Source organism: Flavobacterium sp. (genome assembly GCF_039595935.1).
Taxonomy (GTDB): domain Bacteria; phylum Bacteroidota; class Bacteroidia; order Flavobacteriales; family Flavobacteriaceae; genus Flavobacterium.
Window position 1 is genome coordinate 153456 of record NZ_JBCNKR010000005.1, and the last position, 15768, is coordinate 169223.

17 protein-coding genes are annotated in these 15768 nt (G+C 33.5%); 13 read left to right on the plus strand and 4 right to left on the minus strand.

What is annotated here, in order from left to right; all coding sequences use genetic code 11:
• The first annotated feature begins 59 nt into the window (after nt 1-59).
• The 6 genes from ABDW27_RS07965 to ABDW27_RS07990 all read left to right on the plus strand — a co-directional run bounded on the left by ABDW27_RS07965 (nt 60) and on the right by ABDW27_RS07990 (nt 5986).
• Nucleotides 60-2507, plus strand: a complete 2448-nt coding sequence (locus ABDW27_RS07965) for a carboxypeptidase-like regulatory domain-containing protein (RefSeq protein WP_343695408.1) — start codon at nt 60-62, stop codon at nt 2505-2507.
• Between the two features lie 293 nt (nt 2508-2800).
• Entirely contained in the window at nt 2801-3709 is a 909-nt protein-coding gene (locus ABDW27_RS07970) for a hypothetical protein (protein ID WP_343695409.1), read from the plus strand.
• Nucleotides 3710-3823: 114 nt separating this feature from the next.
• Nucleotides 3824-4219 carry a hypothetical protein gene (locus ABDW27_RS07975; RefSeq protein WP_343695410.1) on the plus strand — a complete coding sequence of 132 codons (396 nt, stop codon included), beginning with the start codon at nt 3824-3826 and terminating at the stop codon, nt 4217-4219.
• A gap of 2 nt (nt 4220-4221) precedes the next feature.
• Nucleotides 4222-5067: a DUF5777 family beta-barrel protein gene (locus ABDW27_RS07980; RefSeq protein WP_343695411.1), complete on the plus strand. Its 846-nt coding sequence runs from the start codon at nt 4222-4224 to the stop codon at nt 5065-5067.
• 11 nt (nt 5068-5078) lie between these two features.
• On the plus strand, nt 5079-5429 hold the full coding sequence (locus tag ABDW27_RS07985) for a cytochrome c (protein WP_343695412.1): 351 nt from the start codon (nt 5079-5081) through the stop codon (nt 5427-5429).
• 11 nt (nt 5430-5440) lie between these two features.
• On the plus strand, nt 5441-5986 hold the full coding sequence (locus ABDW27_RS07990; protein WP_343695413.1) for a YceI family protein: 546 nt from the start codon (nt 5441-5443) through the stop codon (nt 5984-5986).
• A gap of 295 nt (nt 5987-6281) precedes the next feature.
• Here ABDW27_RS07990 and ABDW27_RS07995 read toward each other — a convergent pair whose 3' ends face one another.
• Complete coding sequence (locus tag ABDW27_RS07995; protein WP_343695414.1) at nt 6282-7262, minus strand: aldo/keto reductase; 981 nt, start codon at nt 7260-7262, stop codon at nt 6282-6284.
• A 179-nt stretch (nt 7263-7441) separates the two neighbouring features.
• Here ABDW27_RS07995 and ABDW27_RS08000 point away from each other — a divergent pair, with 179 nt between their 5' ends.
• The 6 genes from ABDW27_RS08000 to ABDW27_RS08025 all read left to right on the plus strand — a co-directional run bounded on the left by ABDW27_RS08000 (nt 7442) and on the right by ABDW27_RS08025 (nt 13238).
• Nucleotides 7442-8335, plus strand: coding sequence for a helix-turn-helix domain-containing protein (locus ABDW27_RS08000; protein WP_343695415.1), 894 nt, complete (start codon nt 7442-7444; stop codon nt 8333-8335).
• 4 nt (nt 8336-8339) lie between these two features.
• On the plus strand, nt 8340-9914 hold the full coding sequence (locus tag ABDW27_RS08005; RefSeq protein WP_343695416.1) for a Na+/H+ antiporter: 1575 nt from the start codon (nt 8340-8342) through the stop codon (nt 9912-9914).
• Between the two features lie 258 nt (nt 9915-10172).
• Nucleotides 10173-11639, plus strand: coding sequence for a glycoside hydrolase family 130 protein (locus ABDW27_RS08010; protein ID WP_343695417.1), 1467 nt, complete (start codon nt 10173-10175; stop codon nt 11637-11639).
• A 15-nt stretch (nt 11640-11654) separates the two neighbouring features.
• Nucleotides 11655-12230, plus strand: coding sequence for a Crp/Fnr family transcriptional regulator (locus ABDW27_RS08015; RefSeq protein ID WP_343695418.1), 576 nt, complete (start codon nt 11655-11657; stop codon nt 12228-12230).
• Nucleotides 12231-12282: 52 nt separating this feature from the next.
• Nucleotides 12283-12693, plus strand: coding sequence for a hypothetical protein (locus ABDW27_RS08020; RefSeq protein WP_343695419.1), 411 nt, complete (start codon nt 12283-12285; stop codon nt 12691-12693).
• A complete protein-coding gene (locus tag ABDW27_RS08025) occupies nt 12690-13238 on the plus strand; it encodes a hypothetical protein (RefSeq protein WP_343695420.1) in 549 nt (182 codons plus the stop codon). The genes ABDW27_RS08020 and ABDW27_RS08025 overlap by 4 nt, the downstream gene beginning before the upstream one ends.
• 73 nt (nt 13239-13311) lie before the next feature.
• On the opposite strand, the gene ABDW27_RS08030 is transcribed toward ABDW27_RS08025, so the two are convergent.
• The gene (locus tag ABDW27_RS08030) at nt 13312-13980 is read right to left on the minus strand and encodes an SDR family NAD(P)-dependent oxidoreductase (RefSeq protein ID WP_343695421.1); all 669 of its coding nucleotides are present in this window, start codon (nt 13978-13980) and stop codon (nt 13312-13314) included.
• 17 nt (nt 13981-13997) lie between these two features.
• A complete protein-coding gene (locus ABDW27_RS08035) occupies nt 13998-14447 on the minus strand; it encodes an ester cyclase (RefSeq protein WP_343695422.1) in 450 nt (149 codons plus the stop codon).
• A gap of 162 nt (nt 14448-14609) precedes the next feature.
• Here ABDW27_RS08035 and ABDW27_RS08040 point away from each other — a divergent pair, with 162 nt between their 5' ends.
• Nucleotides 14610-14978, plus strand: coding sequence for a helix-turn-helix domain-containing protein (locus ABDW27_RS08040; protein WP_343695423.1), 369 nt, complete (start codon nt 14610-14612; stop codon nt 14976-14978).
• A gap of 13 nt (nt 14979-14991) precedes the next feature.
• Here ABDW27_RS08040 and ABDW27_RS08045 read toward each other — a convergent pair whose 3' ends face one another.
• Nucleotides 14992-15768: a TIGR03915 family putative DNA repair protein gene (locus tag ABDW27_RS08045; RefSeq protein WP_343695424.1), complete on the minus strand. Its 777-nt coding sequence runs from the start codon at nt 15766-15768 to the stop codon at nt 14992-14994.

Sequence of the window (15768 nt, forward strand, 5' to 3'; positions counted from 1 at the left end):
TTTTGTTGTTGCTTTTTTTTCTTGGCCTGAAGGTTTTTGCTCAGGACAAAGGAAAAACTATGCCTTTTAAAAAAATCATAATTGAAATTGAACAGCAGCACGGAGTAAGCTTTAATTATACCGAAAATAATATTGAAGGTCTGGAATTAATTCCGCCAAATAGTTCACTTTCTTTAGAACAAAAACTGGAATATCTTTCCAAAAATAGCCATTTGGCTTTTGAAAATATTGGCAACCGATTTATCAATATTTATAAAAAGGAAAATGAAAAGCCTTTAATATGCGGTTACGTTTTTTCTGCTAAGGATAAAAAACCAATCGAAAACGCCAATATCAGTTTTCTTAGTAAAACTCAGGCTTCAACTGATTCAAACGGTTATTTTGAATTTAGGGGAAATAATAAAAATCAGTTTCTCATAAGTCATGTTGGTTTTGTCACCAAAAAAATGGCAATTCTAAATCCGGATTCAAAAGATTGTCTTCAAATAGTTTTAGAACCTGAAATTACAGAGCTTAAAGAAATTAAGACAAACGCTATTCTGGCATCGGGAATTTCTAAAAACGCTGACGGATCGTTTGAAATTAAACCCAAGAAATTTGGTATTCTTCCCGGACTTATCGAACCTGACGCTTTGCAGACTATGCAGCAAATTCCGGGTGTAAACAGTATCGACGAAAGTGTTTCAAGCATCAATGTTCGTGGCGGCACACATGACCAGAATTTATTTTTATGGAATGGAATAAGGATGTACCAAACGGGACATTTTTTTGGTTTAATATCCGTTTTTAATCCTAATCTGGCACATACCATTTCGATTTACAAAAACGGAAGTTCTGCCTTTTACGGAGAAAGTGTATCGAGTGTCGTGGCTATTTCTTCTACTCCTGAAAAAGCTGAAAAAAATACGGTAAGCGCCGGAATCAATATGATTAATGCTGATATTTATGGAAAATATAATCTTTCGAAAAAGAGTTATATTGAAATTTCGGCACGTAAATCGATTACAGATTATGTAGAAACGCCTACTTACAAAGAGTATTTCAACAAAGTATTTCAAAACACGACAATCACAGATTTCTCAGACAAGCAAAATGTTAATTATCAAAGTGATAAAAAATTTGGCTTTTATGATGCCACACTAAAATTCGCTCAAAAAATTGGCAGTAAAGACGAAGTAATATTAGATTTAATTACCATAAAAGATAAACTTGAAGTTTTTCAGAGTGCAACGGTTTACGACATCAATAAATCTGAAAATAATGTTTTACGCCAGCAGAATTATGGCGGAAATTTATCGTGGAAAAGAAACTGGAATAGTTTTAATACCACAAAAATCAATGTTTATAATTCGGCTTACGAACTTTTGGCTGATCAAAGTACCAGCGAAGGCCAGATTGTAATTCAGGAAAATACCGTTAACAACAACGGAATTAATCTGGAAAACAACCATATTCTTAGTTCTAAATTTACTTTTAATAACGGATATCAGTTTAACGAAGTCGGGATCACAAATTTAGAGGATGTAACAAACCCTGATTTTTACCGAAAAGTTAAAGATGTATTGCGAACGCACGCTTTGATTCTGGAAGGAAAATACAACGATACTATTTCCCGAATTTATTTTAAGGCCGGAGCCCGAATTAATTATATCGAAAAGTTTAAAAAAATTATTCCTGAACCCCGAATTCAACTTGGCTACGGCATTAGTAAAAGTCTAAATCTAGAATTACTGGGCGAACTCAAAAGCCAGAATTCACAACAGATTATTGAACTCCAGAAAGATTATTTTGGAATTGAAAAAAGACGCTGGATCATCTCAAACAATACTACAATTCCGATTCAAAAAAGCAGACAGATTTCTTTAAACCTGTCTTATATAAAAAATGACTGGCTTTTTGATGTAGAAAATTTCTATAAAAAAGTAGCCGGAATTACTACTTCAAGTCAGGGATTTCAGAATCAGTTAGAATTTGTTAAAACCACTGGCGATTATACCGTTTGGGGAACAGAAATGCTGATTCAAAAAAAAATGAATCACTTTTTGACCTGGCTAAGTTATACGTATAACCATAATAATTATCATTTTTCTCATTATGAATTTCCAATTTTCCCAAATAATTTTGAGGTTATGCATACCGTTTCTTGGGCGGGAATTTATGAGAAAAACAATTTTAAAATTGCTCTGGGAACAAAATGGACTTCGGGCAGGCCTAAAACTTCTCCTGATAATTCTCAGATTGATCCGTCAAATCCAACCTTAATTTACAATAGACCTAATAATACCAATCTGCATATTTTTTCGCAGGTTAATTTTTCTACTACTTACAAATGGGAATCTGATAACGGAATTCAGTACAAATTAGGAATTTCTATTCTGAATATTCTCAACAGAAAAAACGAAATCAGCGAATATTACAGAATAAGTTCGCTGACAAATTCTATCGAAGAAGTCGAAACTTTTTCACTGCAAAGAACTCCTAATCTGAGCTTTAGGATTTCATTATAATTTCCTTCAAGTTCGGATTTTAAAAATCTTACATTTTTTTTTCAAAAAAATTCAATTCTTTGGTAGGGTAATCTACATCAAGGCTGTTTTACTATTGAACCTTATCAATAGAATGAAAAATGACCGCCTTACAAAACTTCATAAAATACCACGAAGGGTTTTTCTTTTACGACAGTTCGTAGCAAAACAAAATGTTTAAAAGAAACCGCTTCTTGATAGTAATCAAAACAATATACTTTACGCTTTCAGTAAAGTTCATTTTACCCATATCAATTAACTTAAATTAAAAAACGATGAAATTAAAACAACTTAAATTCGCTGCAGCCCTTGCAATAACAACATTCTTTTTAAGCTGCAGCAGCGACAATGGAGATGGTGGAGACAACGGAAATAACAATCCTCCAACTCCTGAAGTTAAAGTAGAAGTTACACTTGCTACAAGTGGAACATTAGGTTCTTATCTTGTAGATAAAGAAGGCAGATCTTTATATTTTTTCTCAACAGATTCTAAAGGACAATCTTCTTGTACGGGAGGATGCGAAGCTGTTTGGCCTCCATTTTATGTTGATAATTTAACTGCTGCTAAATTAGGTACTGGTTTAACATTATCTGATTTTGCAACCATTACTACTCCATCTTCTAAAAAACAATTAACTTATAAAGGATGGCCTTTATACTACTATGCTCCAGGTACTGACGATGGTTATGGCAATACAGCTAATAAATTGGAAGAACCGGGAAAAACTACCGGAGACGGAGTTGGCGGAATTTGGTTTATTGCAAAACCAGATTATTCTATCATGATTGTTAGAAGCCAGCTTGTAGGTCATGATGGTAAAAACTACAAATCTGATTATACAGTTGGAGACGGTCAGACAACTTATTTTACAGATGCTAAAGGTTTGACATTATATACTTTTAAAAGCGATAATTTCAAGAAAAACAACTTTACTAAATCTGATTTTTCAAACAATGCGGTTTGGCCAATTTATGAAACAGACAAAATTGTTGTGCCTTCTATTCTTGATAAATCTAAATTCTCTGTAATTACTGTATTTGGTAAATCCCAATTGGTTTACAATGGCTGGCCTTTATACTATTTCGGTCAGGATGCGAGTGTAATGGGGGCTAATAAAGGAATCAGTTTTCCAAGTCCTGGTATTTGGCCTGTTCCTGTAAAAGATATTCCGCTTGCTATCTAAAAATCAAAACATGACTTATTTCAAATTAGTTCGATTTCGATTGGACTAATTTGAAATTATCAAAAGGGAAAAGTTCTGATACACTTCTTCAAAAAAATTTAAATCATAAAATTCATGAGTAAAACAAAAATCAAGATTTTGATCTTTTTACTAGTGATAAGTTTTGGCCCGTATTACATCTATCAATATGTTTTATACAAAGACGCCAGGGATGTCACTAGTGAAAAATCAATGTTTACCATTTCTGCAAAGAATTTAGAAAGTCAATATGCTGACAATCCTACGCAGGCAGACACAAAATATTTGAATAAAACAATTGAAGTTGAAGGAATTGTTTCTGAAGTTACAGATTCTTCTATGGTAATTGATGGAAAAGTGTTTTGTAAAATGAATGAAAAAACGAAAATGAATTTCATGAATAAATCCATCAATATAAAAGGAAGATGTATTGGTTTTGATGATTTATTCGAAATAGTAAAATTGGATCAATGCAGTATACAACAACATTAAATATGAAAAAACGAATATTTTTACTAGCCAGTTTTTTAATCTGCTTGTTTGCCAATGCGCAGGAAGATTTACTTTCTACACTCGATTCTACGCAGGTTGTAGATAAAAATGCTGCAGCCACTTTTAAAGGTCTGCAGATTATAACGCTGCAGTCGACAAAACTGGCAGCCAAAAAAGAACTTTATATCGTTATATCGCACCGTTTCGGATCTGTTAAAGGCGGAATTTCGGAGTTTTTTGGCTTTGATGATGCGACTACGAAAATTGGCGGTATTTACGGAGTAACCGACTGGCTTTCTGTAAGTGCTTCTCGCCACACTTTGCTTAAAATTTATGAAACCTCCGTAAAATACAGATTAGCAAGACAAAATGATCAATTCCCGTTTGATATTGTGGGTTACAACACCATCGATATTAACAGCGGATTGAAAAAAGATGATTATCCTAAAATAGAATTCTCTGACCGATTAACGTATATCAATCAGCTTTTAATCTCCAGAAAATTCTCTGAAAAATTCTCTCTTGAACTGGCTCCTTCTTATATTCATAAAAACCTGTATAATCCGGATAACGAAAATGATAATCAATTTACATTAAGTGCCGGCGGAAGAATGAAATTAACCAAAAGACTCTCTTTAAATCTGGAATATGGTGAGAATTTCAATAAACCCGATTTTTATCATAATCCGCTGTCTGTAGGTTTAGATATTGATACCGGCGGACACATTTTTCAATTGATTTTTACCAATTCTCAATCAATGACAGAGAGCGGGTATTTAACAAACGCAACTGGCGATTGGGGCAAAGGCGATTTCTTCTTTGGATTTAATTTATACAGAGTTTTCTAAAAATATAAAATATGAAAAAATACATTTTCCTATCAGGTATATTATTGTCCCTTTACAGCTGTGATTCTACCACTTACGAAAGTCTCGAAGAACCAGAAGTGATAACGGGTCCGGTTACGTACAATGCAAACGTAAAATCGATAATCAATTCAAATTGTATTGCCTGTCATGCTTCTGGAGGAACACTTGCTCCTTTAGAAACGTATGCCGAAGTTAAAGATGCCGTTTTAAATACTGATCTTTTAGACCGAATTCAGCGTCAGAACGGAACTCCGGGACAAATGCCAAAAGGCGGAAGAATGTCTCAGGATAAAATTAATACCATTTTGCAATGGAGTACAGACGGATTATTAGAAAATTAAATCTATAAGGAATGAAAAAACAAATTGTAATGCTGTTTTTATTTGTTGGAATATTTCATGTTTCAGCCCAAAAATATGCAACAAAAACAGGAAATTTAAAATTTGAAGCTTCTGTTGATTCTTTTGAAGAAGTGGCTGCAGAAAACAAAAATACCTCAGCCATTTTAGATTCGGGAACGGGAGACATTGCCGTTTTAACGCTGATGAAAGGATTTCGATTTAAAGTCGCTTTGATGGAAGAGCATTTTAATGAAAATTATGTAGAATCAGACAAGTTCCCAAAAGCTTCTTTTAAAGGAAAAATTGAAGATTTTGATGTTTCTAAACTTTCTGCTTCGGCGAAACCAGTAAAGATTTCAGGAGATTTGACTTTACACGGAAGAATCAAAAAAATTACGGCAAATGCCAAAATTCAAAAAGTCGATGATAAAATTACAATCACAGGAAATTTTGAAGTAACACCTGGTGATTTTGCCATCGAAATTCCAAAAATTGTAAGTAAAAAAGTGGCCGATAAAATAAAAGTAAATTTTAATCTGCCACTTTCAAAAATGTAAATTTTTAGTTCATGGTGTTAGTTACTTTAAAAGAAGTTGTCTGAAAAGTATTGAACAACCAAAGATGAGCTTTGGAAAAGCGAAATATTTATAGAAATTGTATTTATTATCAATTACAAAGCTCCAGAGGAGCGATATATTTTTTTTCTAAATACTGTTATATTTCGCTCCTCCGGAGCTGTTTTGGATTCGTGTTTTTAAATTTCTATAAATATTCTGCCCCGCTGGGGCTTTAACAAAAGTAGAAATATAAAAATATTACTTTTTAGACAGCCTCTTTTATATTTTCAACTATTTATTTCCCTGTTGTCTGTTGAATATGAGATGGGTAGCGATCTCCCTGAATAGTAGTCTGAGCAAAAGCATCATCAATTTTTTTAACATCTTCTGCAGATAAATTAATAGAAGCGCCGCCAATATTTTCAGTTAATCGATGTGATTTTGTTGTACCCGGAATTGGCGCAATCCAAGGTTTTTGAGCCAAAAGCCAGCCTAATGCAATTTGTGAAGGCGTTGCTTGTTTTTGAGTCGCAATTACTGATAAAAGATCAACTAATTTTTGGTTTGCTTTTCTGTTTTCTTCACTAAAACGAGGCAGATTATTTCTAAAATCTGTCGCTTCAAAACTGGTTTTTTCAGTGATAGCACCAGTCAAAAATCCTCTTCCTAACGGACTAAACGGTACAAAACCAATTCCTAATTCTTCCAAAACTGGTAAAACTTCTAACTCAGGTTCACGCCACCAAATAGAATATTCGCTTTGCAAAGCAGAAACAGGCAAAACTGCATTTGCTTTTCTAATCGTTGCTGCACCAGCTTCAGACATTCCAAAGTATTTTACTTTTCCTTCCTGTATAAGATCTTTAACCGTTCCGGCAACATCTTCAATTGGCACATTTTGATCCACTCTGTGCTGATAAAATAAATCTATAACATCTGTTTTTAAACGTCTTAAAGATTCTTCGGCAACCGCTCTTATATTTTCAGGCCGGCTGTCCTGACCATTAAAAGCCTGTCCGTCTTTAAAACCGAATTTAGTGGCAATCACAACATCTTTTCTAAAAGGAGCCACAGCCTCTCCTACTAACTCTTCATTTGCAATACCGTAAGCTTCGGCAGTATCAAAAAAATTAATTCCCTGCTCGTATGCTTCTCTAATAATTTTAATTCCGTGTTGTTTGTCAACCGCAGTACCATAAGCAAAACTTAACCCCATACAGCCAAGTCCTAATGCCGAAACTTCTAAACCTTGTGTTCCTAATATTCTCTTTTCCATAATTTTATTTATATAAAAGTTTATTTGTTATTTTTAACAGTACAAATTTCCTTTAATAAAACCAGCTGTATATAATACAGATTACTGCTATTATTACCATTTTTACTGATTTGAATAATCATGCTAAGTTATTAATAATCTGAACAGTATATTTGTATAGCTAATTTTAAAAACAGATCATGGAACAAATAAAACTTGAAAAAGTTACACAATACAATCAGTTAAAAGGAGTCGAAACACAGCATCCTTTAATAAGCTTTTTTGATAACACAAACAGCAAACCTCTGCCTAATAATACCCGCTTACATTTTGGTTTTTATGCTATATTTTTAAAAGCCGGAAATTGCGGTGAATTAAAATACGGCCGCAATAATTATGATTATGACGATGGCACAATGATTTTTGTAGCGCCCGGGCAGGTTCTCGAAGTAAATAATACCGATGATTATAAATCGACAGGATTAACACTTTTATTTCATCCTGATTTTATAAAAGGATCTGCATTATCTAAAAACATAAATCAGTATTCTTTTTTTTCTTATGATTCGCATGAAGCCCTTCATTTATCACTCAAAGAACAGCAAATCATAAAAGATTTATTCAGCAAATTAGAATACGAATTAAGCCAGAATATAGACAAACACACCAAAAATATTATTTGCAATACTATTGATCTTCTTTTAAATTATTGTGTTCGTTTTTATGACAGACAATTCATCAGCCGTGAAAACATCAATACTGATATTTTATCCAAATTTGAAAACAGTTTAAATGACTATTTTCAGTCAGAAAATGCAGAAAATGCAGGATTGCCGTCTGTAGGTTACTTTGCCGATCTTTTACATCTTTCGCCTAATTATTTTGGCGATTTAATCAAAAAAGAAACCGGAAAATCAGCTCAGGAACATATTCAGCTAAAATTGATCAACCTGGCAAAAGAGCGAATTTTTGATACCGAAAAATCGATTAGTCAGATCGCTTTTGAATTAGGTTTCAAATATCCGCAGCACTTTAATCGAATGTTTAAAAAAAATACGGGTTACACTCCTGTCGAATATAGAAATCTAAATTAAAAAAATGCTGGACAACTTTCCTTTTTACCTTGGTCTGTTAATCATTATTTTATTGCTCATTATGCTGGCCAATAAAATAAAAGTCGCTTATCCTGTTCTTTTAGTACTGGCAGGATTGGCTATAAGTTTTTTTCCGGGAGTTCCCGTAATCAAAATCGATCCCGAACTCATATTCTTTATTTTCCTGCCTCCGTTGTTATACGAAGCGGCATGGACGGTTTCATGGAAACAAATGTGGCGCTGGCGCCGTATTATTACAAGCTTTGCTTTTATTGTTGTTTTTGTGTCAGCGTTTTCTGTAGCAATCGTGGCGAATTATTTTATTCCGGGATTCTCATTGGCATTAGGTTTTGTTTTGGGCGCAATTGTATCTCCTCCCGATGCTGTAAGTGCGGGCGCTATTTTAAAATTTGTTAAAGTACCCAAAACCCTTTCCTCAATATTAGAAGGCGAAAGTTTATTAAACGATGCTTCGTCTTTAATCATTTTCAGGTTTGCTATGATTGCCGTTGCAACAGAGCAGTTTATATTTTACAAAGCGGCAATAAGTTTTAGCTGGATGGTTTTTGGAGGCGTAGCGATTGGTTTATTAATAGGATGGCTTTTTATGAAAGCACACAAATATTTACCAACTGATGCTAATTTAGATATCTTTCTCTCTTTGTTAACACCTTATATTATTTATCTCGCTGCCGAAGAAGTACATAGCTCCGGAGTATTGGCCGTTGTAAGCTGCGGATTGCTATTGTCTAATAATCGTCATCGTTTTTTGAGCAGTAAATCTCGTTTACAAAGTCTCAATGTCTGGGAAAGTTTATGTTTCATTTTAAATGGATTGGTGTTTATGCTTATCGGCTTAGATTTACCTGAAATTACAAAAGGACTTGAAGAAACCAGCCTCATGACAGCAATTGGATACGGTGTACTAATTACTTTTGTTTTAATTATAAGCCGAATTATATCTTCTTACGGTGCCGTAATTGTTACGCTCATTGCCCGAAATTTTATTACGGTTGCTGATAACCGAAATCCCGGTTACAAAACACCTTTTATTTTGGGCTGGACAGGAATGCGCGGTGTTGTTTCGCTGGCTGCGGCATTATCTATTCCGGTTTACTTAAATAACGGCAATGGATTTCCACAGCGTAATCTTATCTTATTTATCACTTTTATTGTGATTCTTTTGACCTTATTAATTCAGGGATTAACGCTTCCTTATTTTATTAAAAAAATTAAACTGAATGATATTTATGATCCTGTACCTCGCCATGAAGCTGCTAATCATTTAAAACAGGAACTGGCTGAGTTTGTTTTGGATTATTTAAAAACAAATTATGAAGGTCAGACAGAACATAACCCTTCTTTACAGCATCTTATTCAAAAATGGGAACAGCATATTAAAGGAATCGATAATGAAATTATAAGTCAGGACCACAAACATATTTATCTTGATTTAATAATCCAGCAGCGAAAATGGCTCATTAATAAAAATAAAGAAGATCAGACTTTAGACGAATCTATTATTCGCAGACAAATGCATTATCTCGATATTGAAGAAGAAAAACTGCGCTATATTTAAAACTAATTTAATCTTTATGCTGATCTAAAAGAATTAGAAAAACCAATGCCCAGAGAGATTTTAATAAAAAATTAAGCTTTTTCTTTAACAAAATTATTAACTTGTTATAGCAAAAGAAATAATAACCTGTGTATTATTTCTTTTTGCAGCAGGCATAACTCTAAATTTTCTCAGCAAATTAAAAGGTATCTTTATACCGCAATTAATTTGTAATACGTAAATGCCTTTATTTTTTTATTACAATTTAAAACCAAAACCATGCGAGTATCCGTAGTTCGAAAAAGTATAAAATTTACCCCAGATTCCAGAAGAGTAGTTGCCCGTTATTTTATGAATGGTTATGAAAGAACCCAGCAAATGGTGCTTCGTATAATGACTTTGGATGAAAAACAAGTTCTGGAAACCTTAGAGCAGACACTTCGTGAATTTGCCAGACGACACCGAAATATTTCGGCAGTATTTTTTAGACACTGCGAAAAAATCAGACCTATAATCGAAGACATGAAGATTGATTATGAAGCTATGTCGCTAAATCGAAAAATGCTCATTGGTTCGTATTGCACAATGGAATATGCAATTGAATCGGCAGCGATTTTTAATCCTTCAATTGTAGAAGATTTTGATCAATCAGGTTTAGAAATGGGAGAAAAACGTGTTATTATTTCTTTCCGCGCTACGGGTGAAGGTCATATTTCTTCGATTGTTTTTAGAAGAGGAATTCTCGATCGTGACAATAATCTGCAGATCATGAAAATTGGTCACCATATTGATAAAGCCGAAATTGAACACAAAACGCTATTCAACAAAGAGCGTTTTTTGACCAAATTGCTCGAAATGCATACGCAGGACAAATACATCGATCAAATCATGCAGGATCTGCCGGATGAATTTGAATTTGCGATTTTAAAAAATACTTTAAAAACTGCTTTAAGTGATGCGTCTATTCGTCAGGAAAGACGAGTGGCGCTCGAAGAAATACTCTGGCTTGCCAATTCTTTTTATGATTTGCAGTTCAAACACGATTCTGATATTACAGAACGTGTCATTTTCCCGATTTCCGATTCTGAAAGCCGCGGAATTGAAGACGCACGTTTTGTTCGTTTTACCGATGATGATAATTCCGTACGTGTTATGGCAACTTACACGGCCTATAATGGCCACGCCATATTACCCAAACTTATTTCAACAGAAGATTTTTATTCATTCAGAGTAATGCCGCTGCATGGAGAAGGTGCACAAAATAAAAACCTGGCTTTGTTTCCGAGAAAAATAAAAGGAAAATACGCCATGCTTTCCCGTATTGACGGTGTAAATAATTATATTATGTATTCGAACCGTGTTACACAATGGAACACGCCTGTTTTATTGCAACAGCCGCGCTACACCTGGGAACTCACTCAAATAGGAAACTGTGGATCGCCGCTTTGGACAGAAGAAGGCTGGCTTGTTATCACACATGGCGTGGGTACAATGCGACGTTATTGTATTGGTGCATCTCTTTTTGATCTTGACGATCCGTCAAAAGAAATTGGAAGATTGAGCGAACCTTTGCTTTCTCCTCTTGAAGACGAACGTGAAGGTTATGTGCCAAATGTGGTATATTCCTGCGGAGCCATTATTCACAATAACAGTTTAATTTTACCGTATGCTGTATCTGATTATTCGTCTACTTATGGTGTGGTTGATATGGTTGAATTGTTGGATGCTTTGAAAAAAAGTAAGTAAAATTGATGATCAATAATGGAATCACTACGCATTATTTTTACTGAAACTCTAGGATTAAGTTCTGATCATTATGAAGAATTCCTGAAACAATTACATTTTAAAACTCTCAAGAAAAAAGAACATTTAATTCAGGAAGGTTCTGTCTGCGATTTTATTGCTATTGTAATTTCAGGAACAATGAGATCGTATGTACAAAATAATGACGGCGAATTTAATAACGATTTTTATCTCGAAAACAGTTTTGCAAGTGCGTACACGAGTTTTTTAACTCAAATGCCAACAAACTGTAATATAGAAGCCTTAACGGATGTTGAGTTGTATTATATTACTCATCAGCAATTTCATTTCTTGATTGAAAAAGACACTAACTATTTAAAACTTGCCAAATACATCTCTGATAATTATTTTATTAGAAAATGCAAAAGAGAAACTTCTTTTCTAAAAAATTCTGCTGCAGAAAGATTAGAAATGATCCGAAAACTCTATCCTGAAATTGAACAAAAAGTTCCTCAATATCATATTGCTTCTTATTTAGGAATTAAACCCGAATCTTTAAGCAGAATAAAACTCTTAACATACATCAATAAATAAGTCTGCTGTTATAATAAGCTTTGTACTTCATTAATTTTTAAATATTTGAAGTATGCCAATTATAAATTTAAAAGTAAGCGGAAAAGAAGACGCTGCTTTAGCAAAAGAATTAGCGATAATTATTAGCGATCTTACCAAAAAAATTCTCAATAAAAAACCCGAAGTTACGGTTGTAAATGTCTCATTTCTTCCAGACAATTTTTGGTTTATTAATTCCGAATCGCTGGAAGATTTAAACATAAAAAGTTTCCATCTTACAATTAAAATCTCCGATTCGACAAATCTCAAAGATGATAAAGCCAATTATATCGATGCGGTACATGAAGCATTGGCACTTCGATTGGGTGGAATTCATCCTGTGAGTTATACCGCAATCGAAGAAATGAAAGCTGATGCCTATGGTTATGAAGGATTAACTATTGAATATAAAGTGATTCATAACCGTAAAAAGCTAGAAAAATGAGAGCCGTAAAACTATTGATTTTTAGCTGTTTGATTTTCATCCAAAATATAAATGCTCAATCCAAAACAGATAACAAAAAAGAAATAAATGACATTATAGAAAAATACAGCGAAAGCGTAATTAAAAGAGATTCTATAGCTTTTTATAATTTATTTAATGACGGAATCGTAACTTGGTGTGCCGCGCTTATGGATAAATCTCAAAATAAAGAAGTTGAGAAAAAAGGAATTGAAAAAGCCGGATCAAATTATTTTTCCGGAACTTATAAAGGTTTTATGAGAAGTTTATTCCGTCATCAATTTACCGAAGATAAGTTTGACAATATTCACATTATTGAAGATGGAACTGTAGCTTCTGTAACAATGGATTATAGTTTTTGGGCCGATAATAAAATGACCAACTGGGGCGGTAAATATTTAACTCTAATAAAAAGAGACGGCAAATGGAAAATTACAAGTGTCATTTATTCATTAGAACTTACTTCCTATTTTGAACAGCCTTCACTTTCGAAAAGAAAAAAGGAAAAGAAATTACAATTATTATAAAGTCTTAACTTAAAAATAAAACCCTTAAACAAATTATAGTTTAAGGGTTTTATTGATAAGATTTATGTCCCAATTAATCGATGCCGGGAATCGTTATATCCCAAAATTTACCCGATTCTGTGTTTAAAAGAATAGCGTTATAAATTCCGTCTGCAGAATCTTTTGTTGTAAATGGCGCTTGGTTTCCTCCCAGTTTAGTTTGAACCCAGCCCGGATGAATTGGCGTTACAATAATTTGCTTTTCTACAACTCGGGTTGCCAGCATTGCTGCGTACATATTAATGGCATTTTTTGAAATTCGATAAGCAGTTCCGTTTGGCGCCGCATTTTTCAACAATCCCATGCTGCTTGAAATAAAAGCAATTTTTCCGCTCGTTTTGATATTTTTCAATAACGATTCTGTAAAGAAAATTACACTCGTAACATTGGTATTTATTGTTTCCGTGAAAGAATCAAGGTCAGGTTGATTTGAAAAAGCATCCGGAGCAATTCCGGCATTGTTTACCAATAAATCAACATCAGTTGTAATAGCTAAAATTTCGCTGATTGCGTTATCTCTACTTTCCTGACTTGTAGCTTCTAATGGAATCACTTTTAAATTCGGATGCGAAAAATCCTCCAGCTTTCCAGACCTTGTTGTTCCAATTACATTATAATTTTCGTTCAGTAATTTTTTGGTTAATGCTAACCCAATTCCGCTGCTTATTCCTGTTACAACAGCTGTTTTATATAATTTGTTCATTTTCTTTTTATCTTAAATTAATTATTGTTTTTAAATCCGCCGCTTTGCATTAATAAACCAAACCAGTCTTCTAAATGCCAGGTGTGCGTTATTTTTCCATCTTTTAAATAATGAAATTCATGTATTGCCACTGATACTTTTTTGTTGGTTGCCGGTATTCCAATTAATTCCTTATCATGCGTAAATACAATCTCAGCTCTTACTCCCGCACGTTCATGCGTTCCAAAAATCTCTAAAATATTGATTTCTATATCGGGAAAGTCAGCGGTAAGACCTTTAATAATATCTTGCAAACCTTTTGGTCCTTTTGCCTGATTAGGTAAAAGCGGAATATCTTTCCAGTCAGGAGTACAGATTTCATCTAATAATTCAGGTTGTTTTGTTCCCCAAAGTGCGTAAAAAGTTGTGATTGATTCTATTTCGGATGTTGTTAATCCTCTGACCATTTCTTCTTTGTTAATCTTCATAATTTTTCATGTTTTTCAGTCGTTTTTTCTGCAGAAAAATGGCTCTTATTATTTCTTAAGTACTTTTGTTCCCAATAGTTCTACAAATAAACTATCAATAGTTTATATTTGCAACTAATGAGAATTGATTTAAGAAAAATTGCGGTAACCGAAAAGTAACTTATGGCACGAAAACTAATTGAGAACAAAGATTTTTGTTCAATGCTTCACACAATGAATATTATTGGCAATAAATGGAAACCAATTATTTTGTATTTACTAGCCAATAAAAGTGTCCGTTTTGGGAAACTGCTTTTCTTTATGGAAGGTGTTTCTAGAAAAGTATTAACCGATCAGCTTCGTGAACTCGAAGATGATGGTTTTATTCTAAGACAGAAATTTGGAGAAGTACCGCCAAGAGTAGAATATTCCTTAACAGAAAAAGGAAAATCTTTTCTTCCGGTTTTGAAACAAATGTGCGAATGGACAATTAAATGGAATCCTGAAATTTCTTTTATGGATTGCAAAATTGTATTAGAAGCAGAAGATTAAATTCAACTAATTCTTATTTCTTCAAATTTGGGATTTTCTCCGTCAAATTCTTCCAATACCGTTTTGGCATGTGCTGTAAGTGCAGTTTTGTATTTTTTCTCGATTCGATATTGACACTTTTAAAAAACTGTCGCCAAAGATTCTGGAAAAACTCTTCGTTATCATCACTTATTTCGGCTAAAAATTGAGACGAATTAGAATTGGCATTAAATTCCAATTGTACCGAAGTAGTATTTTCGAGATCATAATAAATTCCGTATTTGCGTTTCGCATCATAAATTAACCATCGCTGGTCAGCATAACGGTTTGTAAAATGTTTTTCTATTAAAGGCAAAACATCACAATCCGGTTCGACGATGGCATAATACAAATTGTCTTTGGTTAGTTTAAATCGCACAAAAGCTTTCATTCTATGGCTTTCTCTTCCGGTTAAATATGCCGCTTTTCTAACTTCTAAAACTGGTGAATTAGACAAATCATCTTCCACATTTATGGCGCTCGAAAAAATATACTTTACATATTGAAACAAGGTTTCATCCATTTTATCAATTTCAGATAAAAAAGCTTTGTAAATATTCGCAAAACCTTCAGATGAAAGTTTTTGTTTCAATCCGTTTAAAACACGTTTTGCTTTTTGTAAATCTGTTTCTACAAAATATCTTTCAGAAAAAAGTAATGTATTAGAAACTTCGCTTTTAGCAAAAACAACATCTTCGAATTTCTGTTCATAAATCTCAAATACTGCCGTCAGCCAGCCTTCAAAAGTACTATCGTAAATTACTTGTGTCAT

Bases quoted from the DNA above. Each gene is read 5' to 3' on its own strand.
- ABDW27_RS07965 (WP_343695408.1), top strand. From the start codon at position 60: ATGCCTTTTAAAAAAATCATAATTGAAATTGAACAGCAGCACGGAGTA.
- ABDW27_RS07970 (WP_343695409.1), top strand. From the start codon at position 2,801: ATGAAATTAAAACAACTTAAATTCGCTGCAGCCCTTGCAATAACAACA.
- ABDW27_RS07975 (WP_343695410.1), top strand. From the start codon at position 3,824: ATGAGTAAAACAAAAATCAAGATTTTGATCTTTTTACTAGTGATAAGT.
- ABDW27_RS07980 (WP_343695411.1), top strand. From the start codon at position 4,222: ATGAAAAAACGAATATTTTTACTAGCCAGTTTTTTAATCTGCTTGTTT.
- ABDW27_RS07985 (WP_343695412.1), top strand. From the start codon at position 5,079: ATGAAAAAATACATTTTCCTATCAGGTATATTATTGTCCCTTTACAGC.
- ABDW27_RS07990 (WP_343695413.1), top strand. From the start codon at position 5,441: ATGAAAAAACAAATTGTAATGCTGTTTTTATTTGTTGGAATATTTCAT.
- ABDW27_RS07995 (WP_343695414.1), bottom strand. From the start codon at position 7,262: ATGGAAAAGAGAATATTAGGAACACAAGGTTTAGAAGTTTCGGCATTA.
- ABDW27_RS08000 (WP_343695415.1), top strand. From the start codon at position 7,442: ATGGAACAAATAAAACTTGAAAAAGTTACACAATACAATCAGTTAAAA.
- ABDW27_RS08005 (WP_343695416.1), top strand. From the start codon at position 8,340: ATGCTGGACAACTTTCCTTTTTACCTTGGTCTGTTAATCATTATTTTA.
- ABDW27_RS08010 (WP_343695417.1), top strand. From the start codon at position 10,173: ATGCGAGTATCCGTAGTTCGAAAAAGTATAAAATTTACCCCAGATTCC.
- ABDW27_RS08015 (WP_343695418.1), top strand. From the start codon at position 11,655: ATGGAATCACTACGCATTATTTTTACTGAAACTCTAGGATTAAGTTCT.
- ABDW27_RS08020 (WP_343695419.1), top strand. From the start codon at position 12,283: ATGCCAATTATAAATTTAAAAGTAAGCGGAAAAGAAGACGCTGCTTTA.
- ABDW27_RS08025 (WP_343695420.1), top strand. From the start codon at position 12,690: ATGAGAGCCGTAAAACTATTGATTTTTAGCTGTTTGATTTTCATCCAA.
- ABDW27_RS08030 (WP_343695421.1), bottom strand. From the start codon at position 13,980: ATGAACAAATTATATAAAACAGCTGTTGTAACAGGAATAAGCAGCGGA.
- ABDW27_RS08035 (WP_343695422.1), bottom strand. From the start codon at position 14,447: ATGAAGATTAACAAAGAAGAAATGGTCAGAGGATTAACAACATCCGAA.
- ABDW27_RS08040 (WP_343695423.1), top strand. From the start codon at position 14,610: ATGGCACGAAAACTAATTGAGAACAAAGATTTTTGTTCAATGCTTCAC.
- ABDW27_RS08045 (WP_343695424.1), bottom strand. From the start codon at position 15,768: ATGACACAAGTAATTTACGATAGTACTTTTGAAGGCTGGCTGACGGCA.